This is a genomic window from Leptospira fainei serovar Hurstbridge str. BUT 6, from assembly GCF_000306235.2.
GTDB classification, from domain to species: Bacteria; Spirochaetota; Leptospiria; order Leptospirales; family Leptospiraceae; genus Leptospira_B; species Leptospira_B fainei.
Map to the genome: position 1 here is coordinate 174,257 of NZ_AKWZ02000001.1, position 23,376 is coordinate 197,632.

The 23,376-nt window shown below is 42.4% G+C and carries 20 protein-coding genes and 1 tRNA gene; 10 read left to right on the top strand and 11 right to left on the bottom strand.

Annotated elements, in window-relative coordinates; genetic code table 11:
- Positions 1 to 111: 111 nt before the first annotated feature.
- Together LEP1GSC058_RS00775 and LEP1GSC058_RS00780 are read right to left on the bottom strand one after the other, a co-directional pair.
- Complete coding sequence (locus tag LEP1GSC058_RS00775) at positions 112 to 693, bottom strand: peroxiredoxin (protein ID WP_016547506.1); 582 nt, start codon at positions 691 to 693, stop codon at positions 112 to 114.
- 354 nt (positions 694 to 1,047) lie between these two features.
- Positions 1,048 to 3,024, bottom strand: coding sequence for a hypothetical protein (locus LEP1GSC058_RS00780; RefSeq protein ID WP_016547651.1), 1,977 nt, complete (start codon positions 3,022 to 3,024; stop codon positions 1,048 to 1,050).
- Between the two features lie 110 nt (positions 3,025 to 3,134).
- Here LEP1GSC058_RS00780 and LEP1GSC058_RS00785 point away from each other — a divergent pair, with 110 nt between their 5' ends.
- Together LEP1GSC058_RS00785 and LEP1GSC058_RS00790 are read left to right on the top strand one after the other, a co-directional pair.
- Entirely contained in the window at positions 3,135 to 3,539 is a 405-nt protein-coding gene (locus LEP1GSC058_RS00785) for a PaaI family thioesterase (RefSeq protein WP_010412271.1), read from the top strand.
- Between the two features lie 22 nt (positions 3,540 to 3,561).
- Positions 3,562 to 3,645: transfer RNA gene (locus tag LEP1GSC058_RS00790), tRNA-Leu, on the top strand.
- A gap of 127 nt (positions 3,646 to 3,772) precedes the next feature.
- On the opposite strand, the gene LEP1GSC058_RS00795 is transcribed toward LEP1GSC058_RS00790, so the two are convergent.
- Positions 3,773 to 4,537 carry a hypothetical protein gene (locus LEP1GSC058_RS00795; RefSeq protein ID WP_016547570.1) on the bottom strand — a complete coding sequence of 255 codons (765 nt, stop codon included), beginning with the start codon at positions 4,535 to 4,537 and terminating at the stop codon, positions 3,773 to 3,775.
- Between the two features lie 134 nt (positions 4,538 to 4,671).
- On the opposite strand from LEP1GSC058_RS00795, the gene LEP1GSC058_RS00800 reads away from it, so the two are divergent.
- Genes LEP1GSC058_RS00800 through LEP1GSC058_RS00810 form a run of 3 tightly spaced genes read left to right on the top strand, consistent with a single transcriptional unit; the run spans position 4,672 to position 7,751 of the window.
- Positions 4,672 to 5,571: a sulfurtransferase gene (locus tag LEP1GSC058_RS00800; RefSeq protein ID WP_016547479.1), complete on the top strand. Its 900-nt coding sequence runs from the start codon at positions 4,672 to 4,674 to the stop codon at positions 5,569 to 5,571.
- Between the two features lie 6 nt (positions 5,572 to 5,577).
- Positions 5,578 to 6,927: a multiheme c-type cytochrome gene (locus tag LEP1GSC058_RS00805; protein ID WP_016547722.1), complete on the top strand. Its 1,350-nt coding sequence runs from the start codon at positions 5,578 to 5,580 to the stop codon at positions 6,925 to 6,927.
- The gene (locus LEP1GSC058_RS00810; RefSeq protein ID WP_016547518.1) at positions 6,924 to 7,751 is read left to right on the top strand and encodes a glycosyltransferase family 2 protein; all 828 of its coding nucleotides are present in this window, start codon (positions 6,924 to 6,926) and stop codon (positions 7,749 to 7,751) included. Before LEP1GSC058_RS00805 ends, LEP1GSC058_RS00810 begins: the two co-directional genes overlap by 4 nt.
- Here LEP1GSC058_RS00810 and LEP1GSC058_RS00815 read toward each other — a convergent pair.
- From LEP1GSC058_RS00815 to LEP1GSC058_RS00825, 3 genes are all read right to left on the bottom strand, one after another.
- Entirely contained in the window at positions 7,734 to 8,933 is a 1,200-nt protein-coding gene (locus LEP1GSC058_RS00815; RefSeq protein WP_016547652.1) for an EAL domain-containing response regulator, read from the bottom strand. The two genes, LEP1GSC058_RS00810 and LEP1GSC058_RS00815, sit on opposite strands and share 18 nt — an antisense overlap.
- Positions 8,930 to 11,362, bottom strand: coding sequence for a PAS domain S-box protein (locus LEP1GSC058_RS20430; protein WP_016547604.1), 2,433 nt, complete (start codon positions 11,360 to 11,362; stop codon positions 8,930 to 8,932). Before LEP1GSC058_RS20430 ends, LEP1GSC058_RS00815 begins: the two co-directional genes overlap by 4 nt.
- Positions 11,363 to 11,855: 493 nt before the next feature.
- On the bottom strand, positions 11,856 to 14,162 hold the full coding sequence (locus LEP1GSC058_RS00825; RefSeq protein ID WP_016547673.1) for a cyclic nucleotide-binding domain-containing protein: 2,307 nt from the start codon (positions 14,160 to 14,162) through the stop codon (positions 11,856 to 11,858).
- 767 nt (positions 14,163 to 14,929) lie between these two features.
- On the opposite strand from LEP1GSC058_RS00825, the gene LEP1GSC058_RS00835 reads away from it, so the two are divergent.
- The 4 genes from LEP1GSC058_RS00835 to LEP1GSC058_RS00850 all read left to right on the top strand — a co-directional run bounded on the left by LEP1GSC058_RS00835 (position 14,930) and on the right by LEP1GSC058_RS00850 (position 18,344).
- Entirely contained in the window at positions 14,930 to 16,501 is a 1,572-nt protein-coding gene (locus LEP1GSC058_RS00835; protein ID WP_016547682.1) for a hypothetical protein, read from the top strand.
- Between the two features lie 522 nt (positions 16,502 to 17,023).
- A complete protein-coding gene (locus LEP1GSC058_RS00840; RefSeq protein WP_039947804.1) occupies positions 17,024 to 17,386 on the top strand; it encodes an ArsR/SmtB family transcription factor in 363 nt (120 codons plus the stop codon).
- Positions 17,387 to 17,415: 29 nt separating this feature from the next.
- The gene (locus LEP1GSC058_RS00845; RefSeq protein WP_016547709.1) at positions 17,416 to 17,919 is read left to right on the top strand and encodes an SRPBCC family protein; all 504 of its coding nucleotides are present in this window, start codon (positions 17,416 to 17,418) and stop codon (positions 17,917 to 17,919) included.
- The gene (locus LEP1GSC058_RS00850; RefSeq protein ID WP_016547767.1) at positions 17,916 to 18,344 is read left to right on the top strand and encodes a hypothetical protein; all 429 of its coding nucleotides are present in this window, start codon (positions 17,916 to 17,918) and stop codon (positions 18,342 to 18,344) included. Before LEP1GSC058_RS00845 ends, LEP1GSC058_RS00850 begins: the two co-directional genes overlap by 4 nt.
- A gap of 57 nt (positions 18,345 to 18,401) precedes the next feature.
- On the opposite strand, the gene LEP1GSC058_RS00855 is transcribed toward LEP1GSC058_RS00850, so the two are convergent.
- From LEP1GSC058_RS00855 to LEP1GSC058_RS00870, 4 genes are all read right to left on the bottom strand, one after another.
- On the bottom strand, positions 18,402 to 18,785 hold the full coding sequence (locus LEP1GSC058_RS00855; protein ID WP_016547718.1) for a TIGR04452 family lipoprotein: 384 nt from the start codon (positions 18,783 to 18,785) through the stop codon (positions 18,402 to 18,404).
- A 258-nt stretch (positions 18,786 to 19,043) separates the two neighbouring features.
- Positions 19,044 to 19,496, bottom strand: a complete 453-nt coding sequence (locus LEP1GSC058_RS00860) for a hypothetical protein (RefSeq protein ID WP_016547665.1) — start codon at positions 19,494 to 19,496, stop codon at positions 19,044 to 19,046.
- Positions 19,480 to 19,854 (bottom strand): hypothetical protein, encoded by a 375-nt coding sequence (locus tag LEP1GSC058_RS00865; RefSeq protein WP_039947806.1) that lies wholly within the window; start codon positions 19,852 to 19,854, stop codon positions 19,480 to 19,482. Before LEP1GSC058_RS00865 ends, LEP1GSC058_RS00860 begins: the two co-directional genes overlap by 17 nt.
- Positions 19,855 to 20,292: 438 nt before the next feature.
- Positions 20,293 to 21,219, bottom strand: coding sequence for a histidine kinase N-terminal 7TM domain-containing protein (locus tag LEP1GSC058_RS00870; protein WP_016547552.1), 927 nt, complete (start codon positions 21,217 to 21,219; stop codon positions 20,293 to 20,295).
- A 185-nt stretch (positions 21,220 to 21,404) separates the two neighbouring features.
- Between LEP1GSC058_RS00870 and LEP1GSC058_RS00875 the strand changes: the two genes are divergently transcribed.
- On the top strand, positions 21,405 to 21,812 hold the full coding sequence (locus LEP1GSC058_RS00875) for a helix-turn-helix transcriptional regulator (protein WP_016547590.1): 408 nt from the start codon (positions 21,405 to 21,407) through the stop codon (positions 21,810 to 21,812).
- A gap of 12 nt (positions 21,813 to 21,824) precedes the next feature.
- Here LEP1GSC058_RS00875 and LEP1GSC058_RS00880 read toward each other — a convergent pair whose 3' ends face one another.
- Positions 21,825 to 22,745, bottom strand: a complete 921-nt coding sequence (locus LEP1GSC058_RS00880; RefSeq protein WP_016547671.1) for a histidine kinase N-terminal 7TM domain-containing protein — start codon at positions 22,743 to 22,745, stop codon at positions 21,825 to 21,827.
- Between the last annotated feature and the right edge of the window lie 631 nt (positions 22,746 to 23,376).

Genomic DNA, 23,376 nt, shown 5'->3' on the forward strand with positions numbered 1-23,376 from the left:
TCGGACGTTTTATTCGAGTCTTTTTACCAGAATTCACGGAGAAGTCTCCCCAGACCAGGATAAATTCCGGGAAAACCCGGCTTAGGAAAGCCGGGCAAGAAGCGGCAGCGATTAGTTGACCGAGGAGAAATATTCTTTGGATTTTTCCGGATCCGCTTTCATGGTTTTTTTACCTTCATCCCAGTTTGCAGGACAAACTTCCCCATGTTTTTCCACGAATTGGAAAGCTTTCACTAAACGAATTGCTTCGTCGATATTGCGTCCAACCGGAAGATCATTGATTGTGGATTGGCGAATTACGCCTTTCGGGTCGATTACGAAGGTTCCACGGAGTGCGACTCCCCCTTCGGTTAGAACGCCGTAATCACGAGCGATGGATTTAGTGATATCCGCGACCAACGGGTAACGAATTTCACCGAGTCCGCCTTGCTTCCGAGCAGTGTTTTTCCAGGCAAGATGAGTAAAAGCGCTATCAACGGAAACGCCTAAAACTTCGGCGCCTAGCTTCCTGAACTCATCCAATTTCGCATCGTATTCGATGATTTCCGTAGGGCATACAAAAGTGAAATCTAACGGCCAGAAAAATAGTACGACCCATTTCCCTTTATATTCGGAAAGTTTGATTTCCTTAATCTGTTGGCCGATTACGGCCTCGGCTTTAAAGTCCGGTGCAAGTGAGGTTACTTGAGGCATTGGGATACGCTCCTTTATTTTAGAATCATTCTAAATTTAGACGAGTCTTTTGTGAAGCAGTTTTTATTTTTTTGGAGATCTACAATTCTTTGAAAAAAACGTCAGATTGGCAAGTTTTTCCATCTCTGAGCGCCCCTGATAGAGGGGATGTTAGCAGGAATCATTTTTAGGGCCAGCATTCGCAAAGGCGCTATGAGAAAGTAAAGTATCGATTTCGTTCGATGGAGAATTCTATCAATCTGAAGAAAGTAACGAATGTAAATAGACGAAAGGAAATCGCTCAATGAAAAATGATCGGGAACTTTGTAATTTACGGGAGACGCAAATTTAGACCCCAGCAGAATAATTTCCCGGTTATCCGCCTTTTGCCATCAGATATTTTTCCATAAATTCGGTGATGTCTTTGATGTTCCTGTTGATCATCTTACGTAACTCAGGAGGAATATTCTGGGATTTTATCACACGATAATAGTTTAAGGCGTTCTTCAACATCTTTCGCCTGGCGAATTCCTGAGCTTTTATCAGCATCGGCTTATATTTATAATATGAGTATTCCATAATACTGTAATTTTTAGAAAGTTTGAATGAATGCGGTATTTTATCGAAATCGTAGGTTAATGTGAGAAAGGGAGCGTCGTCTACTTCGGGCGGTTTGAGCTCCAAGATCCCGTGGATCATTTTAGGCTCTTCTTCTCCGCCTCCGGAAGACTCGGGAGACTCCGGACGATCTTCGTCCAAAGGCTCTAATCCTCCTTCTAAAACCTCTATTTCAGGAGACTCGTCATCCGATTGCGCCGCTGCGGGAGCTAAGGAAGGTATTTCAGGCCGAGATTCCTCCCCTCGCCTTTCATCGACAGGATCGGGAAGATCTATTTTCGGAAGTTCTACCCGCCCCGTTTCCGCTCTGGGTTCACCAGAAGGAGAAGGAGCAGACTCCGATGGAATAATCGGTGCGTTAGGCGGAACTTCTCCATGAATCGTCCTGTCCTGTGGATCCGGAAGACGAATGGGAACCAACTCGACCTGCGGTAACGCAGGCATTACATACTGGGGAAGTTGATCGGATAACGGAACTTGAGGCTGAGGCCATTCTTCCGCCGAAGGTTCATATTCTTCTTCCGCGCGTTCGCGCTCCTCTTTCTTCTCCTCCGCTTTCTTCTTTAAATATTCATCACGTAACGCAAACAGATCTTCCTGTCTGCGGTCATCGCCTGCTCTTCTATCTCGCCTTGTCGCATTATCTCCCCGGCGTTCTCCGCGAGATCGTCTGTCCTCTCCCGTTCGACGATCGACGAGCGGGAGGTCCTTAAACTTATCCCACTCGTCGGTAAAGAAAGTATCCTCCGGTAAATCCAATTCGTTCGGATCCAGATGATCCGATCCGGGAGGTTTGGAGGGAGCTTGAGGCGGTTGCCCCTGAGGAGAAGGCGGAGCGAAAGGAGGCCCGCCGGCCCCGGGAGGTCCCGGTATTCCCGCCGGAGAGTAGCTCGCAGGAGCTCCAGGAGGTGGTGGAGGGATAGGGCCTGAAGAAGGCGCATAGGAAACGACGGTGTAAGATACCGGTCCGGGAGGTAATTCTGAGGGAAGCTTAGGCGCTTCTCCCGAGGCTGGCGCTTGGATCTGGATCGGTTGATTAAATCCTTGTGATAAAGTATTTCCTAATGCTTGACTGATTTCCTTGATCGCGCGGACTAGATCCCCCATTGGAATCGGTTGTCCGCTATAATTCGGATCATCAGGCGTGTAAGTCTCATCCTCGTCGGGGGCCTGAATATGATCTTCAATCGCCTGTATATTCTCACCGATCTTGCCGTTAATTTCCTGATCCGGAATCCGCGCGTTCGTTCGCTTTAGAATTTCTAAGGCGCCGTGTAAATTCTCCTTATCGACGAGCGCCTCCGAATGCAATAACGGTCTGCGATGGTGAGCATAACGGGAGTTATTCCGAATTATATCGTCGGTTGCGTGAGGGAGGTCTAATTTTTTCTTCTTCTTGCGTAAGCTCGGCTGGGGAGGTTGTTCGCCTTCGGCGGGAGTAGGCGGTTCCCATTCTTGTTTTCCTTGCGACGGTCCCTGACCTCCGGGAGATGAGCTGGTAGGAGATCCTCCGGCAGGTGATGGAGGCGTCCCGGGCTCCCCAACATTGACTAACTTTCCGCGATCCGCCGAAGGAGCGCTTGGCGAACCCCCACCTCCTGAACCTGGAGCTCCTCCCGAGCCCCCGCTAGAGCCGCCCCCACCCGGTTGGGATTTGTTCGGATCCCGAAATAAGGTGTATGCTCCCGCACCTGCCGAGAGCAAGCCGAGAAGTAAAAGTAAGGCAGTTGTCATAGAAAGTGTTCTTCCTAACTAGTTTCGACAACGGATTGTGTCGTTCTTAATCAAAGCTCGTACAGTTTTTACGATTGACACCATGAATGTTAAGTAATATGTTGACATTTATGAAATCAACGGTTCGGGAAAACCTGAGTTTCGGGTCGAGCCCTGACAACCCGGATGGTCTTCAACTCAAGATCACCTTTGATGAGGACACAAAAACCGCTTATGGCGATTATACTGTCCCAGAAAAGTTTCAAGGCTCCCCGGATGTCATTCATCCCGGAATCATAGCTACCATATTGGACGAAATTATGGCTAAGATTAACGAAGCCATGAATTTTAAAACTACGACCGGCGAATTAACGATTCGTTTTCTTCAACCGGCGCAAATAAATCAACCCCTGCATCTACGCGGTTGGTTTGTAAAGAAGAACAAGAAGGTAATCGAAAACCGGGCCGAAATCGAGAATGAAATCGGCAAGATTGTTGCCCGAGGCAAGGGCAAGTATATCGAGCTCGATTCCTGAGCTTCTAGGACTCATACGACCCGCCGACGTGGTGGAATTGGTAGACGCACTGGATTCAAAATCCAGCGAGGGCAACCTCGTGTCGGTTCGACTCCGACCGTCGGCAGGGTTTTTTCCTCTCTTCTGAATTTTCTCAAAGTATAGGTCATTGCTTTCTTGAGGAAAATCCATCCAGGCTTAAGTACATTATCTTTTCCTAATTTACTGTCCGGAAAGCGGTTCGCAGCCGGTTCTTATTTTCGGGAGAATTTTATTCTTTCCAAGGCTTCGTAATAACTGTCCTTTTCGATCGTTTCGATCGCGTCCAAGATTAGATCCATTTCGCCGCGCGACATTCCCTGAAATAATTCCTCTCCCCTTGCAAGAATTCCGGCGCCTAAAAGAATGCCTGAGACGTCTTCCTGAGAATAAAGTTTCGGTTTTGCTTTCATGGTGCGGACGACTGCATCCATCAAATCTCTGATTTTCGATAATAGCTCTCGATTCGACAGAGTACGGAACAATTTTACGATATCGTTTCTAAATGAGTCGGCGTCGTGAGGAGAAACTGACGCCAAAACGTAATCGAAGATTTCCGGCTTTTCCAAATCCGCCCCCTCGCCTAATAATTCCTTTGCTTTTGTAAACATTAGGTCTTCGAATTTATGCGCAGTCACATACGAATGAAGCGCCGCAAAGCCCGCTTGAAAGGCCGACTTCAAATGTCTTCCCAATTTAAAAACCGCAGTGCCTAAAGAACCCAATACTCCGAAGACTTTGGATGGAGATTGAACAAACCCCGCGAGCGACGAAAAAGCGCCGTCCAAGCGCTTTCTTCCTTCCAACTCAGGATACAAAAGTTCTAAAAAATATTTAACGAGTAGTTCGACTTTTGCGGAAGAAATGCTGCTAAAGCGAGGATATCGTTTTATATTTTCCGGCGAGTAACGACGGCGTAGCGACGACCTATATGCTCGAATTAATTTAGGAAATTCGGGATCATTCAAAAGGGAAGCCATTTCGGGTAATGGTCGGCCATTCGCGCATTTTGAAAATCTTTTTACGTTTTAGAAATCTTACGCTTCGATAAGTTCAAAACACGATCATCGTATTAGTCCTTGACTAAGCGCGATTAATAAAGAGGCTTTTCTAGATGAAGATCAAAATCTTCTTACTGCTACTCTTCGTATTTTCTCAGACCACATATGCCGTAGCTTCCAAGGAAAAGAAGCAGATCGGCAAAAGCTGGTTTCTGAACGCCGCAGACGCCCTTTCGCTCGAAAAACAAGGAGCAACTATGATAGATGCAAGGGAGGGTTTTAAATTTAAGTCCTATTTCCCGAGCATCTCTCTAAAGTGGAAAGAAATTTCCAGGAAAGATTCTCCTTTACGCGGCTATTTATTACCCGAATCCGAAGCGATCGAAATTTTGCAAAGGAAAGGGATTCAAAAGGACAGAGTCATCCTCGTTTTCGCCGATCCGATCTCAGGTTGGGGAGAAGAAGGAAGAATAGTCTGGTCCCTTCGTACATTAGGTTTTTCAAATACTTATATCATAGACGGCAGAATTCGAGCGCTTATAAAAGCTCGCGAATCTAAAAAGGTAAGCGATTCTAAAATCGAAATTTTTGCAATAAATTCCACCCGACAAACAACCGACTGGTCAGCCGATGCAAACTTCGTGAAATCGCATTTGTCGGATAGAAAATTCATATTCGTAGATTCCAGGGAAGAACGCGAGTTTGAAGGCGGGACGCCCTACGGAGAATCGCATGGAGGGCATTTACCTGGAGCTCGATCGTTATATTATAAAAATCTATTGAACTCGGACGGATATCTTCTCTCCGAGACCGAACTCAGACGGAAATTCTCTTCGGTGGGCATCGAATCCGGAAAAACCGTCGTGACGTATTGTACGGGTGGAATTCGCTCAGCATGGCTCGTAGCGGTGTTAATCTCGTTCGGATACGACGCCAAAAACTATGCCGGATCCATGTGGGAATGGTCGTCGTTAGATCCCGATCGATTCCCCTTGGTCAAAGGATCGAATTAAGGACCAATGGCGAAATTTAAATTTTGGGGAGGTCTTATCTTCCTATGCTTGACGTTCTCCGTAGGACTTCTCTCCTACATTATTTATTCCGGAAATCGGAAGGTTTCGGTAGAAGCCGCTTTAGGAAATCATCCCTGGGTAAAACCGATTCCATATCTTCCGCCATTGGAAGGGGTCGGCGAAGTCCGTGCCGAAAATTGCGGGAAATGTCATACGGAAATATATCGTGAATGGAAGACTTCTACTCACGCAAATGCTTTTACCGACCTTCAATTCCAATCGGAGCTTTCCAAATCCTCTTCCCCGAGTTGGATTTGTCTTAACTGTCATATTCCGGTCTCGAATCAGCGAGAAACGATCGTGAACTTTTTATCCGATGGGGATTATCGCCGTCCAATAGAAGAGGCAAATCCGAATTTTGACGCAAAAATGAAATCGGAAGGCGTTACTTGCGCAACATGTCATATTCGATCTGATGACAAGGGGAATTCCTACGTGCTTGGCGCAACCGGAGGAACAAGCCCGCCGCATCCTGTTCGAATCGAACGGGATCTTTTAAGAAATCGATGTTTAGACTGTCATAATGTATCCTATACGCTGGACGACCAACTCGTCTGCGCATTTAATACGGGAAACGAATCCGACGATCCGGGAAACTCCTACGGCAAGAAAACTTGCGGAACCTGTCATATGCCCGAAATCGAGAGAAAATTCGTAAAATCGAATTTAGGAAGCCCAAAACGAGCTTCACACAAGCATGCGTTTATCGGTGGAGGAGTTCCGAAACGATTCGAACTTTACGCCGCTCAAGTCACCCACGGATACGAATCCGGACTAAAAATAGACCCGATAAAATGGAAGATAGCGAAAAACAGCATTAAAACTACGTTAGAATTTTCTAATTTTCGATCCTCTCATTATATCCCCTCCGGAGACCCTGAACGATTTTTGAAATTAATAATCTCGGTTCAGAATGATTCCGGAATCGAGATACAACGAAAGGAAGCAAAAATCGGCCAGGAATGGGAATGGTACCCGAAAGCAAAGCTGATATCCGACAACCGAATACGTCCGGGCGAAACTCGAACTTGGCACGAAACATTACGACCCGAGACAAAAGGAATATTGGTTCTAGAAATTTTTCATGTACGGTTAAAAGAATCAAACGCGGCCCATATGAGAATGATAGCAGACAAAGCTTCGAAGGAATACGCGGACAAAATCCGCAATATCGAAAAATTTTATCCTTTCTCGACTCTCGTTCACAAGGAAGAGGTGGATCTGACGACCGGAAAGAGTCGTATCTTTTCCAAGAAAGATCTCTTTAAAATTTCCGCAGGGAGAAAAGGAGAGTGAACGAGCAACAAATCCGACATCATCTTTGGAAAAGGGCGTATTTTATTATTCCCGCGTTAAACGAAGAAGAAAGTCTGCCGGGGGTATTGATCGAGCTAAAAAATCTCGGAATCGAACCTTCTCATATACTGGTAATCGATAACGGCTCCATCGACGGAACTGCTAAAGTTGCGGCCGAACAAAAAGTTTTCGTCGTAAGAGAACCGAATAAAGGTTATGGAATCGCTTGCTTGACTGGAATCTCCTTTTTGAAACTGCTGAATGAATCTCCCGAGTTTTTAGTCTTCATCGATGGCGATGGATCGGACGATTTAAACGATCTTTTTTCACTATTCCAACCTTTCGTAATGGATGCTCGGACGGATTTCGTATTGGGCACCAGGACTCAAGGCGGTGCGGAAAAGGGATCTCTTTCGTTTTTGCAAAAATTCGGCAACGCCCTATCCTGCTTTCTGCTCAAAGTCTTTTACGGAGTAGAATTCACCGATTTAGGTCCGTTTAGAGTACTACGCTGGAATTCTTTTTTAGCGTTGGAACAGAAAGATAAGACATGGGGCTGGAATCTTGAAATGCAAATCAAAGCGGTTCAAAAAGGGTTTCATATTGCGGAAGTTCCGGTTCGCTACGAACGACGAAAAGGAGGTGAATCGAAAATCAGCGGGACACTGATCGGCAGTCTGCGTGCAGGGGCAAAAATTCTTTGGATATTTTTCTATTTAACGTTTTTAGCAAGTGGCAGGCGTTCTAAGGAATCGACGATCATTCGCATTCCTAAAACTGTCCGCAAAATTTACGGCAAGCAAGGTTCAGCCAAAATTCTCTAACAATTCGGGAATGCGTTCCGGAGGAATCGGCCTGGAATAATAATATCCTTGTCCGATATCGCAACCGGCATCTTTCATCAATTTCTCGACTTCGGGAGTTTCTATCCCTTCCGCTACCACAGTCATTCCAAGCTTATGCCCCAGATCGATAGAAGCCTGACAGATAAACAAAGACTCCCTATCTTGCGGAGAATCCATTACGAAAGATTTATCGATTTTCAACTCAGTAAACGGGAATCTATGTAATTGTTTTAAGGAAGAATAGCCGGTTCCAAAATCGTCGATGGACAAACCGATTCCCCGAATCCTGAGACGAGTTAAGATATCCTGAGTGAATCGAATGTTTTCCAAGAAGCTTGTTTCGGTCACTTCCATTTGAAAGTTACTTTGGGATATTCCGCTCTCTTTTACTTTTGAATAAATCCTTTCCGGAAAATCCAACTCAGTCAATGTTACAGGAGAAACGTTAACCGCCATTCGTAGTTCCTTTCCCATAGACTTCCATTTGGCGCATTCCGCCAAAGCGACATCTATTATCTTGTCGGTCATTAAGTTTAGTATTTTTGCTTCCTTTTCCATGTTGGGTAGAAAAGAATCCGGATAGAGTAATCCGTATTCCGGATGACTCCAACGCACGAGCGACTCAAAGCCTTCGACTTTGCCGGTCTTTAGGTCGATTTTAGGTTGATAATGCAATACAAATTGATCGGACTGTACCGCATGGTAGAGTTCCTCCGAATTAAAGGAATGCCTGGATTTTCCAACGATAGACTTTTTTGAGCGTGGAACTCTATCAGATTTCCCGAATAAATCCAGAAGCAAAGATCGCATATCGGCTATGCGAATCGGCTTTTCCATAACCGAATGAATGCGCAATCCGTATTCGCCCGCCAACGTTTGAGCGCTATGCAAAGTCCGACGATCCGCTCCGGAAATTAAAACAACATCCGGATCGACTTCTTTTTCAGACAACGCGCGAATCACGTCCACGCCGTCCATTCCGGGAATCATCAAATCGAGAATAATACAATCAAACGAATCGTCGAGCTTGTTAAGAAAGTCGGGCGCATCATAAGTAAGCGAAACGTTAAACCCGCAATCTTCCGCGATTTCGCCCAAAATCTTCGTAATCTCCTCCTCATCATCAAGAATGAGAAGTTTTTTAGCTTTGAGGTTATTCATGGAAGTATGGCTCCCTCTCCGGCAGGGATCGAGTGGTCAGGACCAAGTATCGGCAGGAAAATAAGAAAACTCGTTCCGTGTCCGGGAACTGAAATCACTTTAACGAATCCTTTTGATTGTTTTACGAAACCGTAAACCATCGCCAAGCCTAATCCGGTTCCCTTTCCAGCGCCTTTAGTTGAAAAAAAAGGCTCGAATATCCGGGCCTTTATCGTCTCTTCCATACCGACCCCGGAATCCGTTACCGTTACTAAACAGTAATCGGCTTGCTCCAACCCCGATATTCGAATCCCTTCCGATGAGGCATTCTTTAATAGTCCCGAAGAAATTCGAATCGTTCCTCCTTCCGGCATCGCATCCCTGGCATTGATCGTTAAATTTAAAAGAGCGTTCTCTAATCCGCTTTTTTCGATCTCGCAAATCAAAGACTCATTCGAAATTTCTAATTCAACGTTCACTTTATCGGTCTGTATTTTTTCAAGAATCGGTGAAAAATCGCGGAGTAATTGATTTACATCGGCGATTTCCGGATTGATAGGTTGCTTTCTAGAAAAGGATAATAGCCTGCGGTTTACTTCCACACCGCGTTGCACGGCATCTTGAGCGGACGTTACCCGCTTCAGCAAATCCGGCGACTCTTTCAATTTAAGCTCGAGAAGATCAAGATTTGCCAGTATTACGTTTAATAAATTATTAAAATCATGAGCAAGACCGCCGGCGAGCTGCCCAACGGCCTCCATTTTTTGGGATTGCATCAACCGCTCCTCGGTTTGCTTCCTTTCAGTCACGTCCCGATGAATGGAAATCCAATGGGTATATCGTCCGGTGGAATCGTTGATCGGAAACATATCTAGCTCCGTCCAGAACTCCGTCCCGTCTTTTCGATGATTCAATGTTTCTTCCCGAATCTGTTTCCATTGAGACATATACTCTTCTATTTTTGCCTGAATTTTTAGGTCAGATTTCGGTCCGCGTAATATTTTGGGAGTCTGACCGACGACCTCTTCCCTAGTGTAACCGGTAAGTTTTTCGAATGCTTCGTTCACATACACGATTTTAGGTCCTGGATCGGCGATCGGTTCCGACTCGGTGATTAGAAAGATATCCGTGGATTTTTCAATAGCAATTTGCAGCAATCTTAGGTTTTCTTCGGAACGCTTTCTTTCCGTAACGTCCTGAACCGTACCGATTATAAAGATGGGCTCTCCCTTTGAATTTCGTACCAACTCGGCCCTCTCCACTACATAGCGAGTTTCGCCGTCCGGTTTTATTATTCTATGATCGATTTCCGTGATGGTTCCGTATTCAAGTAATTCTTCCCCGAATTTCCGAACTCTTACGAGATCGTCCGAATGAACGAATGAAAAGAATCCATCGACCGATATCTGAAATTCATTCTTAGAAATTCCGAATATAGAATAGACTTCGTCCGACCAAGTGATTTTATTTTCGATTACGTTCCATTCCCAACTTCCAAGATTAGCGATTTTTAAAGCGCTTTTTAGCATATTTCTGCCGGAGCGAAGTTCATGCTCTACGTTTTTTTTGTAAAGTATGGATCCAAGCATCACGGAAACTAACTCTAAGGATCTCTCGATTTCCCGTTCAAATGCATCGCGTTTTTCCGAAAACACATTGATGATTCCGACGGCTTCGTTCGCGAAGATAAGCGGGATCGCGATACCGCTACCGACCTTGCCTTTCAAAGAAAAATCATTCCCCGCTTCCGCCGAAAGCGAACTCAATTCGCCGTGAAACAAAATTCGTTTGTTTCCGATTGCTTGACCTGAAAAACTCCATTCTGTCGGAATTCTAAGTCCTTTCGGGTAAACTAATTTGCCGTAAGCTCCTTTATAAACGAATTCCCCGTCTTCCTTTCTTCCGACGGAAACGCCGTCACATTCCACAAAGCGACCGATTTTTTCGGCGATAAAGTCCGGGAATTCTTCCGTATCTAACTCTGTGGTCGCTACCTCTATATTTAGCCGGATGATTTCTTTAAGCCTAAGAGAATCTTCCGCAAAGATATTTCCAAACTCGTTGTTTTTAAGGCAGGCTCGAATTGTTTCGTTCAAAAATAATGAGTTGATATTCGCTTTATCGATGTAATAGGAAGCGCCCGCCTCGAAAGATCGCAATTTAGCGGCAGAATCGGTCCCTTTATTTATGACGATAAACGAGGTTGCTGCGTTGGATATTTTATGCTCTTCAAGCAGATTGAGGTTGTTCGGAAAAACGGAGTGATAATCGACGATAAGGAGATCGTAATTTAAAGATTTTATCTGTTCAAGAGCCGATTCGGTTGCGACGGTTTGAACGTAAAAAGTCTTATCCTGGTCGGCTTTGGACAATAAATCATGAAGTGTGGGAACTCCCGCTTCTTTGTTTTCAATTAATAAAATCAATTTACGCATCAAACTTAAACTCATATTTTAGACCGGACTCCAATCATAGAGTAACGCGTCGAACCTGCTATAAATCAGATCCACCGATTTTCGTTCAATCATTTCCAACTCTCCAATAAATCCGAACAGGTTATCAAAATATTAGGTTCTACGCCTAATGAATAATTCAAAATCGAGGAAAAAATAGCGCCCGAAAGATCGTGCATGCTTATTTCTTTAAATCGCGTATTCGACCCTCAATGAAAAACTCATAATCCATGCTCCACTATAGGACGAAAAATATTGAAAAAAACCGAGTTTGAAGTTAATCCGCATTTTTTCGCGCCGGAAATCCAACTATTATTTTTAGAGTATCACTTCTAATCCGAAAGTATAGCATGAACTTATAAAATACCCTTTCTTCTTTACGAAAGATTGATTTATTAGTTCTTTAGAATTAGCGGGAAGATGGTCAGAAAGATATTTCCGGATAAATGATCATTTTGAATGTTATATTGGATATTGCACGAACGGACTTCTACTTCGAATAGATCTTATCCTGAATGATTTTAGCCCATTCTTTCGCTTTCAACTGGGAAGACTCGTAACCGAGGTCGTACAATCGCAAATATTCATTCCAATCGAAAGTCGAGAAATCCCGAGCCGGCAACTCGACGAAAAGGTCGGAAGATTCCTTGGTCTTTTTCAGGGAATTTTGGCTGGAAATAAGCATCGAACGCATAAAGATCTCTCCAATATGCGGAAAATCCAATCTTTGCTCCTTAGGCAATAAATTGTTCATAATGAGTGTCCAGGCAGACGGAGCCGCGCCCGGAAAACGTCCTTCTACCAGCGAACCATAAGCTTGATCTTTTGCCGGTTGCGAGCCCGCTCCCAAATCTACCGATATTAATATGTCCGCTCCTTTCTCCCTTAGCAGAAGTCCCGGGAGATTATCCCATAAACCTCCATCGACATAGAGCGATCCTTCGTCGTAAAAAGGAGGAAAAATACCCGGAATGGACGTACTCGCCCGAATCGCTTTCCATAATTCTCCCTGATCAAATATTTTCGGTTCGGACTTTGTTAAATTACAAGCCACCGCTAAGAAAGGAATCCATAATGTTTCGATCTTTCTATCGCCGAAAAAATCCTTAACGGCTTTCGAATAGCGCAAGCCGTTTAAAAGTGAAACGAAAGGAATCGTGTAGTCCCTCGTTAACTTAGAATCAATCCAAACCTTCTTTATTAAACGAAGTATTTCAGGGAAATCATATCCCATGGCGAATAAGCCAGCCATAATCGATCCCGCGCTCGTTCCGCCGATAAGATCCACCGGGATTCCTTGATCGCGAATGCTATGCAAAAAACCCAAATGCGCAAAACCTTTCGCCCCACCGCCGGCCAATGCGATTCCGACCGCTTTCCCTTCCATACGTCTAGCGACTCGATCGAATTCACCTGCTCTATTTTTTCTTACTATATGTCTTTGGCCCGGAAGTTTTTTGAATAAATCCTCCAAAATTCGCCAACGGGAATAACCATCCTCTACGTAAAAAACCGTTTCACGAAGAGTCTCATGAAGTCCTCCTCCTTGAAGCACTTTCCAGGCATGACAGTCTTCTTCCAAAATGCTTCCCGGCTCGACCAGGATAAGAATTCTATCCGCTTGCCGGAGACAGGCCTCCACCCAAAGTGAATCTTCGTGTTCGACTTCGAAAAATACCTTATCATATTCCCGTTCGAGCCCGTTAAACCAGGAGAGAATTTCTGAAATTCCGAAATTCTCTCCGCGATTTCTTTTCGACCTTTGTTGTTGAACGAATCTTTCGAATTTATCCTTACTCACTGTAAGCGAACTCCCGAAAGGTTTTAAACTTTTGGATAGCTCTTTTGAAAATTCCTTGAGAGGAAAGCCCTTAGTGAGCGGAACGAGCGCGATCGTATGCACCTTTCGTCCGAGTTTTACCCCTCCTCGATTTTTCTCATTTAGGCGCCGCGCAATCGTTTCCGTTATGTGAAATAAACCTTCGGGAGATCGGGATATGAATTTACGAAAGCCGTCCCGAGATATCCGAATAACTTGTCCGGAACGGAGAGCATAGACAGAGGCAGATCTAGGCTCACCTGTAAGCAAGGACATCTCTCCGATGATATCCCCTTTTCCAAATTCGCCTTCGCTAATTCTCTTCCCATTCCCGTCTTCCGTAACAAATCGAAAACGTCCTGAAACAATTATATATAGGGAATTTCCCGGATCACCTTGACGAATCAGCCGTTCGCCGCCGGGGACATACAACCATTCCAAATAGGATTGCAATTTCGAAACTTTGTTACGATCGAAATGAAATAGTATTTCGATACTGGAAAGAAAATCCAAAATTTCTTTCTGGTTAGGTCGTACGATCGCTAAGCGAAAGAATCGGCGGCTTTTTATTCTAGCGGCAAGCAGTCCCAACCGTTGAGGAAATTTTCTTTCGAGACGATTCCACTCCTGTTTGGATATTGCCGCTAACGTAGAATCGGTTCTCGTGCGAACGCCAAAAACAGCCTCTTCCCAGTGAAAAAAACTAGGTTCACCAAGATATGCACCCGAACCGATTTCTCTCGTCGAAGAAGCATCGCGAAAGGAGAATTCCTCGCATACTCCTTCTATTACGAAATATAATTTTGATGAATTCTTACGCGGATCTACGATCGTTTTTCCGGCGGGAATTTTCAGAATCTCAAACGCCGAAGCAAATGCGCGCAGCTCCGACTCTGTCCATTCCGTAAATAGTTCCGGATTGGCTTGAAGGACGGAGTCGAACCAACGTGGGGGAATTTTAATCTTCTTAATGGGCACGGATATCTAACACTTTAGAATGATGCATTTACTTGAAATTACCGCTATAGCCTGAACAACCCATAGCTGCGTCGAACAGAATTAAAATACATAGCGTCACTTTCAAATCAGCGAACGGAGAACAAAGCGAACATCAATCTGTTCACAAAATCGACCGGAAGAAAGCAAATTTACTGATCAAAATAGAATTGAATTTGAAAAATTTCCATCTTCTCCCTACCGAGGAAAGTATTTGCGACGAGGATTTTTCTTTAAAAATCATTATATTTTCTCGGGTTGCCCGTAAAAGGACCTTCGTTACCGAGGGATTTTTGCCGTCTCATAATCAAAGAAAAGAAGTTCGAAGTGATAAATTTTCCTGGGATCTTCATTCCGATTCGGACCCGATTCCAATAAAACCGTTTAAAACCCGTCTCGAAATATAAAAAAAGAACCCCCTTTCAACCAATCCGAAACGAAAAAACTACGCTTAGATTGTTTCGAATAAAACGCGATACTGCGGGAGGCGATAAGGAGGATTCTAGAAACCAATTAGAAAATCACCGAATTCGGATCCTATCGGATTTCTAACAAAAAATCCCGCGAGGAAAGTTCAACATTAAATTAATATTCAAGTATCATTAATTGATAGAAATTCACAACTTTAATCAATTGAAATTTATTGAATTAAATATTTTTCATGTTTTATTTTCAATATTTTAGTAGTTATTTATACTATAATATCTCACTTTTAGAACATTTTTAATTAGAAACTTGGAATTATCGACATGAGCTCAACTGTAGAACTGCTTAAAATCGTGACCACAGGCCTCGATTTGCCTTATCTAAACCTTTTTTCGAAAGACAGCTTCAAAAAGGGTGAAAGACCTTACTACGACCCAGAGGCAGAACATTTATTAATAGCTGCCAGTGACTATTCGAATCTCGAAGGATTGAAGGCCGGAAAAATTCCCTATATCGCAAATACGGAGGGGATGGATAGAAAGGTTAAAGAAAACATTTTAAACTTAGTGAAAGATCGCTTAATCGCATTAATTCCTAGAATCAGCTTTAATTCGGATTCTAAAGAACTCGGGCAGATCGTTTATATAATTGCGCTGGATCGCACGAGTCGTCTTGATCCGTTTTCGATTAAAACTCTATTTCTAGAAATCATGAGACGATCCGCATGGTCGATCCGTAATTACGAAATTCTCAGACAAACCGAAAGGGACGTACAGCTTCCGAATCTACTCCAAAGTCTCGCGGAAAATACTCCTCCGGCAGAAAGCTCGAAGGTAGAAGACGCATTGGATAAGTGTTTACGCAAGATTCACGAGATGGGGCTCTGCAGTCCGCAGATGCTCAAAGATTCCAAGATCATCATTCGGAATCTAATCTTCGAGGACGGATTTTTAGCTCTTACAAAGAATGCAGGTTACGTATACATTCCCGAACAGAACGTCGAAGAGACCTACCAAATAATAGCGGAACTATATTCTAGCAAAGCGATCAGGACGGTCGTAGATCTGAACCCGCAAGTAGCGTTGGACTTAGTTTCTTTTCGTGAAGAAGTATTGCAGGAAGAAACAAGAATGAGTTCCGGTAACCTTTCTTATATATATAAGAAAATATACGCGGCAGAATTTCCTAAGTTATCGGCAATTCTTCCGAAGGATACTCCCATAAACGATTTCTTTCGAATAGGAGCGTTCATCACGAAAAAATCTCTGACCTATGAAGAATACGAGAGTGACGCGAACGAAAAGGCGAATATTAATAAAATAAAATCCTTAATAAAAAGCGGAAAGAAACCTCTGGATAAATTTTTAACTTTCTCCCTAGGCACCGATCTTCCATACGACTCCCCTCTCATTATGAATGCCGAAGAGGATAACAGTCTACTTAGTTACGTTTATTACGGCGAAGAATTTCCCGAACTCTGCATATGTCGCTCCGATGAATCCACAATCAGAGAGGTAATTCTCGCTTTAGCAGAACGCTATTCGTTCGGCAATCCGACTAGCTATCGTTTCATTTTATTACTCAATAAATATAAGAAAAAATTACTTTCGGTTTTATCGGATTCCGATGTGCAATCCTCGTTTTGCAGCATAGCATTTTCATGCATCGCCGATCATTTCCCTTGGTACGTAAGATTATCGTATTTTATCGGCTTCAGAGGCGCCATGCTTTCCAGCATATTGCGAGAGTTAGGAAACATTCAGCATAAACAATTGAATGAACGACTTAAGTTCAAAGAGAAATTGAGCGCCATAAAAACCGATTTGAGAAAGGAATTGGTCGAGGAAGTACGTAATATGATTTATAGTAACGAACAGTATCCGGAAGGAATCTAATAGATCCTTTCAATTTTCATTACGACTTCATAAGCGTTTCCTTTAAATACGGAGGCTATCGATTCAATTCAATTTCCTTGAATAAAGAAAGAAGGCTCTATTTAGGAATGGCGACTTTCGCATCCGGCACCATCCACAGATTCGGTTTTGTCGGTTTCTTATCGACGAACGGATTCAGACGCCTTAACTTATTAATTCCTCTCTTAAGGCTTACGCAGAGGGTTTAGATAAGCCAATCGATTTTTGTCGGAATCACGATCGTTGGCAGTCTATCGCTTAAGAAATGGTCGATGCCTAAACCACCGCTGAATTTGCCGATTTAATTCCATTAATTATCCTAACTTCCCGATTGCATCCCGAAACTTATCGGTTTATGTAACGTAGTTTTCAAACAGAAACCTAGGATATCCGGGAAACAACGGTCGCTTCAAGAATCGAGTTTTTTATTTTCTAACATTAAAATCGACGAGGGCTAAAAGTACTTGCAAAATTCTATTATATATCCATATGGTTATATAATATATGATTTATTCAACAGGCATTTCCGACCGGCTTAATCTCACATTCGCGGCCCTGTCCGACCCCACCCGAAGAGCTATTCTTACTCGCCTTGCTTCGGGAGACACGACGGTTACAGACCTAGCCAAGCCATTTGCAATCAGCCAGCCTGCAATTTCCAAACACTTAAAAGTATTGGAACAGGCGGGTTTAATTTCAAGAAGTCAGGATGCGCAGAGACGTCCTCGCCGAATACAGGCACAACCGTTGGCCGAAGCTTGCCAATGGTTGGAAAATTATCGAAAGTTTTGGGAGGGCAGTTTTGAACGACTCGACACATTATTGGAGGAGCTAAACTCCTATCGCACGGAAAAAGAAATCGAATAAAAGCGTAAAATATATTCAGGAGATATAAAATGAAGAATACGGGAAATTTGAAGATAACGGCAAAGAGTGAATTGGAAATCGTGATCACCCGCGAATTCAACGCCTCACCCTCCTTGGTTTTTGAGGCATTTACGAAACCGGATTTAGTGAAACGTTGGCTGACTGGACCTCCCGGATGGGTGCTTGAAATCTGCGAAATCGATTTGAAGACCGGAGGCAAATACCGTTACGTTTGGCAAAGCGAAAACGGAACATCAATGGGGATGGGGGGAATTTATCGGGAAGTTAAATCTCCGGAACGAATCGTTCATACCGAAAAGTTTGACGAAGCATGGTATCCAGGCGAGTCAGTAATAACCACACTTTTAACGGAGAACTCGGGAAGAACTATTGTTACATCAACGATGCTCTACATTTCGACTGAAGCTCGAGACGCGGTGATTCATTCTCCGATGGAAAAAGGACTCGCTCCAAGTTACGATAGGCTGGACGAAATTTTGGAATCTGCAAAGGCACAGGAAGCAGTAAAATGACATCTCAATCGGAAAAAACGAATGCGGCTTCGAGATTCATTTTGCAAAGCATTTGGTCCGTACTTCTTGGATTCGTGGCTGTCTTTGTCCTTTCTCTCGGCACCGATCAAATATTACATATTTTAGACGTATATCCACCCTGGGGGGAACCGATGTATGATCCAAGCTTAAACGCATTGGCACTTTCGTATCGAATCGTCTATACGATTTTAGGAGGCTATATTACCGCTAAGTTTGCCCCCGAAAACCCTATGCGACATGTGATAATACTCGGAGGAATTGGAATCTTTTTTAGTTCGCTTGGTGCGATTGTGACAGTTACCCAGCACGATCTAGGCCCCGCTTGGTATCCGATATCACTTGTGATAACGGCTTTGCCTTGCACCTGGTTGGGTGGAATAATAGAGAGCCGCCTTAATACATAAAGGATGCGTATTGCGCATCCTTTTCTAACTTTAGGAAAATTATAACCTTTAAGTAACCTAAAGAATCGTAGCGTCGGCTTTCAATTTGGAGCAATCGCTGCTTGTAAGAACTGTGGTAGACGCATCCAGTACTAACAAACCGATAGTTTGAACGTCCTTTATGCATTTATCAACGTCCGTTTTTTTATAATATTTACCGTCCTCGATATTCGAGAAAATTTCGGCAAGAAAGGCATCTATCATGGCAATCTGACCCGCATACTTCGACGTAGACGGAGTCGAGCCGTAGTAAAGAAAGTCGGAAGTGAACGCTGCGTCGTGTATTTTCTTCTTAGCCTCAGAACCCTTATAACTTCCACTTAACCCTGTCATATCCAGGACAATGCAATTCGAAAGTGCAAATGCCAAACTTAAAATTATAAATGATATTATCTTTTTCATATCTTTTCCTTTGATGTAATATTAAAACCATTTTGTCAAAATAATATTATTATATCAATATTTTTATCATTTTGTATAATTATTTCTTTCGGTTCGCGCGAACGAGCTACGATCGTAATCTCAGAATAATTTATATTTTGTTAATATATTTTTAAACGGTCGAAAGGGATTCTTCGACTCGATCGAATTTATTATTTCTTTAATGAATTTTTGTACGAAGGCTACTAGAAGATACTAAGAATCGGATTACTCTATGTCTCAACTCTCTCGAGGCGACTTGAATTCCGAGTAAGCTTTTCCATTTTCAAAAATCTTCGCCGGTTCCGAACTCTTTCTAAAAAAACGAAAATCAATTTCAATTTCGATCATTCCGTCGATCGTTAGATAAATAATCCATCCGTGAACGGTTCGAGCAATTCCGGTATGTTTTTCAATCCTCGTCTTTGGCGCTTCATAAACTTTAGTAACAATGACTATTTGGTTCTTTGGAATTCTAAAGCCGGCAACTGTTTCATATTGTCTCAATATATCCCCGACTTTGAAGGATCTCCAATTGGATGCCGAAATATCCTCAAATGCTCGAAGCGTCCGAATATTAATCTCCGTTAGAGCGAGAGCCGAATCGAATTTTGGAGTTGCGGTTTCGATACGTTCCGAAGAGAGCAACGATTGGATTTTCTTCCAAAATTCCGAACTAAGATTCTTTTTCATAAATGCCTTTGACATTCTTAAAAAATGATAGGGCTTTTCGCGCTAATGAAAGCTCGGTTCTCAAATTCGCGGATTCCCATCGCAAGGAACTCATTTCATCCTTCAAGGAAGAAATTTCCCTTAATTGTTCCATCACTTGAGAACGCAGCCAATTTATCTGTTGATTTTGCAATCTTACTTTAACCAGTAATCTATAAATGAAGATATTATTCTTTAAGACTCTAGATGTTCTCTGTCGGGTCGTAAAGTTGAGAGTTTTATCCCGAATCGTCAGAATTTTACGTAAAGCCTGTACTTGAGATATGTTTCCCAATTGCTCTTCGAAATACTCCACATTATACCATTTCGCAAAATACATACGATTAATATATCGAGTCCACTTTCTCTCTCTTTCCGTTTCAAAAGCCGGATTTCTCCACACTACGGCTATTAAATGCCCATAGCTCACTTATCAGGCCGTTTTCCTTAATAATCATGATTAAAAAACATTTTAACATTTATCAACAATTAATTTTATCAAAATGTATAAATAGCCACAAAATTATTCATGCGAGCTTATTCATGATCCGCAATTTTCCGGGTATAAAAGTCCGAAACAGGCGATGCATTTCTAGCGGAGTATCGATTTTCTGCGAATTAAAAAGAATTTCCAGCTTCATGATCAATTATCCTGCTATAGTAAAAGGACTTAAATACGCAATCCTTCCCTATCGAAGCCCCCCAGGAGCGCGGGAAAAGCAGCTTAGAGCTTCGAATCTAATCTTCGTCGAGCCGATATTAAAGGCCGGTTCCGGTTCTAACTTAAAAAAAGGTCAGTTACCTTCTTGGCATATTTTCGAACCTGACTGGAAACACCTCGCTCCTTGCTATAAGTGACTTCCAAAAGCATTTCCGCTTGCAAAGCGTAGATTTCCTCCCTTCTCTTAATTTCAAATTGATCGCAAATTTCCTTGAACGCTTTCGGATCCATTGTGTTTAATAGATATCGATTAATTGACACGATTGCAGATGATAGTCGTGGATTACGGAAATCATACTTGAAGTCGGCCAATTCTATATTGAATAATCTATATTTAGTGATCGGAATCCAAGCAAACCAAAGGAAAGCGATGATCCCTAAAACGGCCATTGACGTTAAGGAAATTCCATACAACGGAAGTACTATTACAAAAATAGCGGATACGACTCCGCCAAGCATAACGCCGGCAAATAAATAAATGGAATGCAATCTAACGAAGTAATTTCCCTTGAAAATATTTCGCGCAAGTATAGCCGCGCTAGCGAAGATTGAAATATAAATATATGCGCAAGCAGGATAATAAAGAGATCCTGGGTGGAAAACTTTCGCACCGCTCAGCATTTGGTAAGGACCGACTATCCCTTTAAGTGCGTACCAAGAAAAATATAGAATCGCAATCCCGTGAAATGCAGTCAGTAAATATGGGGGCCATATTAACGAATACGGTCTCGTGTAATTAAAAATGATGTACGTTAACAATATCGGAATACAGATGATTGGAATCGGAATTACGTTTACAAGAATGGTTTGAGCCGCTGTCGGGAAAGGAATTTCGCTTAATGCTAGAAGCGCACACCAGACAGCCAATAAAAACGTAAGAACCGAAAAAGACAAACTTAGTAAATTTCTTTCTGACCATCTGTAAAAATAAAACGCCGATATGGATAGCAGGATAAAAGTAAAAATCGCTAAGGTTGCCTCCATTTCAACTCTCCAGGACTCTACGGGCAAACTTGAACTCTTTGAAACTTAGAGGACCGAACGTTTTTAAGTTGCCGGACTGAATTAGAACATTTTCTATCATTAATTTGCTTGAAATTGACATATATATATTTTCAAATATGTATAAATTGTTAAATTTTGACAATCTTTTTATATAAACAATTTATATGTCAAAAACCGCAGGAGAACGAATCAAATTCGTGCGATTACACGGCTTGAACAAGGAATTCAACCAAAAAGAGTTTGCAGAATTCGTCGAAATCACGCAGGCAATGCTCAGCTTAATCGAATCACATAAGCAACCTCTATCCTATGCGATTGCATTAAAGATCGAAAAAGCAACGGAATATCGAGCCGAATGGCTGATAGACGGCTCCAAGCCGGCAAGACTACTTAGCCGCTCTTACGAAATCCGAAATCCGAAGGATCAGGAAGAACTTTTGCGACTAATTTCAAAGACAGATGCTTCCAAATATATTTTACTTTTGCTTTCAAAACTTTCCGACTCCGATCGCGAGGCTGTCTTTATGCTAATCGAGTCATTAGCGAAAAAAGGCGGGAATCACAAATATTGAAAAAAACGATTATTATTTTGGACCGATAAAGAGGTCGGTAACTTTCTTGGCGTATTTCCGAACGAGATTGGAGACGCCTCCTTCCTTACTAAATGTAGCCTCCAAAAGCATTTCGGCCTGCAAAGCGTAGACTTCTTCTCTCTGGATATTTTCAAATTGATCGCAGATTTCCTTATATTTAACCGGATTTAACTTATTCAGCAAATATCGGTTAACGGACAGAATCGCGGAAGAGATTTTAGGATTTCGAAAATCCTGTTTAAAATCCACTAGCGCTATATTAAAAAGTCTGTAATGGGCGATCGGAATCCAGGTTAACCACAAAAAAATAAGTAATCCGATAACGGATATCGAATTCAAAGATATTCCGAGCAACGGCAAAACTACGGTAAGAACAGTCGATATGAATAGACCGATTGCAATTCCCGCAAACATATAAATCGAATGAAGTCGGACAAAATATTCGTCGTCGAAAATATTCCGTATTATTAAAGCTAAAGAGATAAATATCGAACCGTACAAATATCCGCAGTATAAATAGTAATAAAAGCTACCTTTATAGACCACTTCTCCATTTTCCAGTTTAAATGGGGTTACTTTGCCTTCCCAAGAAAACCAAATAAAAAAAGCCAATAGTAACGTATGAACAAGAATAGCGACCCTAGGAGGAGAAGAAAGATCGTTAGGCCGAGTATAATTATGAGTTACATAGGTTACTAGAATCGGAATCGGCAAGGGAAAAAAAGTAATTAAATCTATTATCGGAATTCGAATCCAGAGCGGAAAATGAATATCACAAAGAAATAGAAATAGGCTCCAAAATGCTAGGCACAAAGATAAAAGAGTAAACGCATTAGATAGAGTATTTTTGTTCGAGTACTTATAAAAAATAACTGCTGAAGAAAAAAGCAGGATGAAAGTCAATAGAGCCAATGCTACCTCCGCATAATCGAATTTTCAAATGAGATTCTTTGTGAAAAAAGGATATTTAATTTTTTTTTCGTATTTTTGTTCGAAATCTTTCTATTCAGCTTGAAAAGACTCATGAAATTGATAACCACACTTTATAGAGAGCAACATCATCAAGCATTCTAAGCGTTGAATTTTGTGAAGGAGGCTGAAATATACACATTCTTAACCAATCCGTTAACCGCCTTACTTTCAAGTTGAATCTAAGCTTTTTAAAATATTTCGCATATTTTTTGCAATGCTATTTTGTTTGGTGGATTTTAAATTCTAATTGAAGGAGTTTCCTAATTTGCGGATACACGGTAAATCAGACTAAACACATAAGCAGTTATGGATGTCGATTACGGCTGGAGTAACGGAAACATTGTCCGGAAATCGGGGATATAGACGGATTTCAGCAAATTAAATATGAATAGGCTAAAATTCGATTCAATATAGTGAGCGTCACTTAACTGGATCAAATTTCCCGGTAAAGCTTATTCCCGCCTATAGACTTTAATGAGCTAACCCTAACGCACAAAACGACCGGAGATATTCGAATCATCCTTCACGAACGCTTCGAAAATGAACACCGGTGCTTTCGTCTGCGGAGCGT

Coding starts and splice junctions, on each gene's coding strand:
- LEP1GSC058_RS00875 (WP_016547590.1), top strand. CDS start 21,405: ATGTCAAAAACCGCAGGAGAACGAATCAAATTCGTGCGATTACACGGC.
- LEP1GSC058_RS00870 (WP_016547552.1), bottom strand. CDS start 21,219: ATGGAGGCAACCTTAGCGATTTTTACTTTTATCCTGCTATCCATATCG.
- LEP1GSC058_RS00800 (WP_016547479.1), top strand. CDS start 4,672: ATGAAGATCAAAATCTTCTTACTGCTACTCTTCGTATTTTCTCAGACC.
- LEP1GSC058_RS00785 (WP_010412271.1), top strand. CDS start 3,135: ATGAAATCAACGGTTCGGGAAAACCTGAGTTTCGGGTCGAGCCCTGAC.
- LEP1GSC058_RS00805 (WP_016547722.1), top strand. CDS start 5,578: ATGGCGAAATTTAAATTTTGGGGAGGTCTTATCTTCCTATGCTTGACG.
- LEP1GSC058_RS00840 (WP_039947804.1), top strand. CDS start 17,024: ATGATTTATTCAACAGGCATTTCCGACCGGCTTAATCTCACATTCGCG.
- LEP1GSC058_RS00865 (WP_039947806.1), bottom strand. CDS start 19,854: ATGTATTTTGCGAAATGGTATAATGTGGAGTATTTCGAAGAGCAATTG.
- LEP1GSC058_RS00780 (WP_016547651.1), bottom strand. CDS start 3,024: ATGACAACTGCCTTACTTTTACTTCTCGGCTTGCTCTCGGCAGGTGCG.
- LEP1GSC058_RS00815 (WP_016547652.1), bottom strand. CDS start 8,933: ATGAATAACCTCAAAGCTAAAAAACTTCTCATTCTTGATGATGAGGAG.
- LEP1GSC058_RS00795 (WP_016547570.1), bottom strand. CDS start 4,537: ATGGCTTCCCTTTTGAATGATCCCGAATTTCCTAAATTAATTCGAGCA.
- LEP1GSC058_RS00835 (WP_016547682.1), top strand. CDS start 14,930: ATGAGCTCAACTGTAGAACTGCTTAAAATCGTGACCACAGGCCTCGAT.
- LEP1GSC058_RS20430 (WP_016547604.1), bottom strand. CDS start 11,362: ATGAGTTTAAGTTTGATGCGTAAATTGATTTTATTAATTGAAAACAAA.
- LEP1GSC058_RS00855 (WP_016547718.1), bottom strand. CDS start 18,785: ATGAAAAAGATAATATCATTTATAATTTTAAGTTTGGCATTTGCACTT.
- LEP1GSC058_RS00850 (WP_016547767.1), top strand. CDS start 17,916: ATGACATCTCAATCGGAAAAAACGAATGCGGCTTCGAGATTCATTTTG.
- LEP1GSC058_RS00860 (WP_016547665.1), bottom strand. CDS start 19,496: ATGAAAAAGAATCTTAGTTCGGAATTTTGGAAGAAAATCCAATCGTTG.
- LEP1GSC058_RS00775 (WP_016547506.1), bottom strand. CDS start 693: ATGCCTCAAGTAACCTCACTTGCACCGGACTTTAAAGCCGAGGCCGTA.
- LEP1GSC058_RS00845 (WP_016547709.1), top strand. CDS start 17,416: ATGAAGAATACGGGAAATTTGAAGATAACGGCAAAGAGTGAATTGGAA.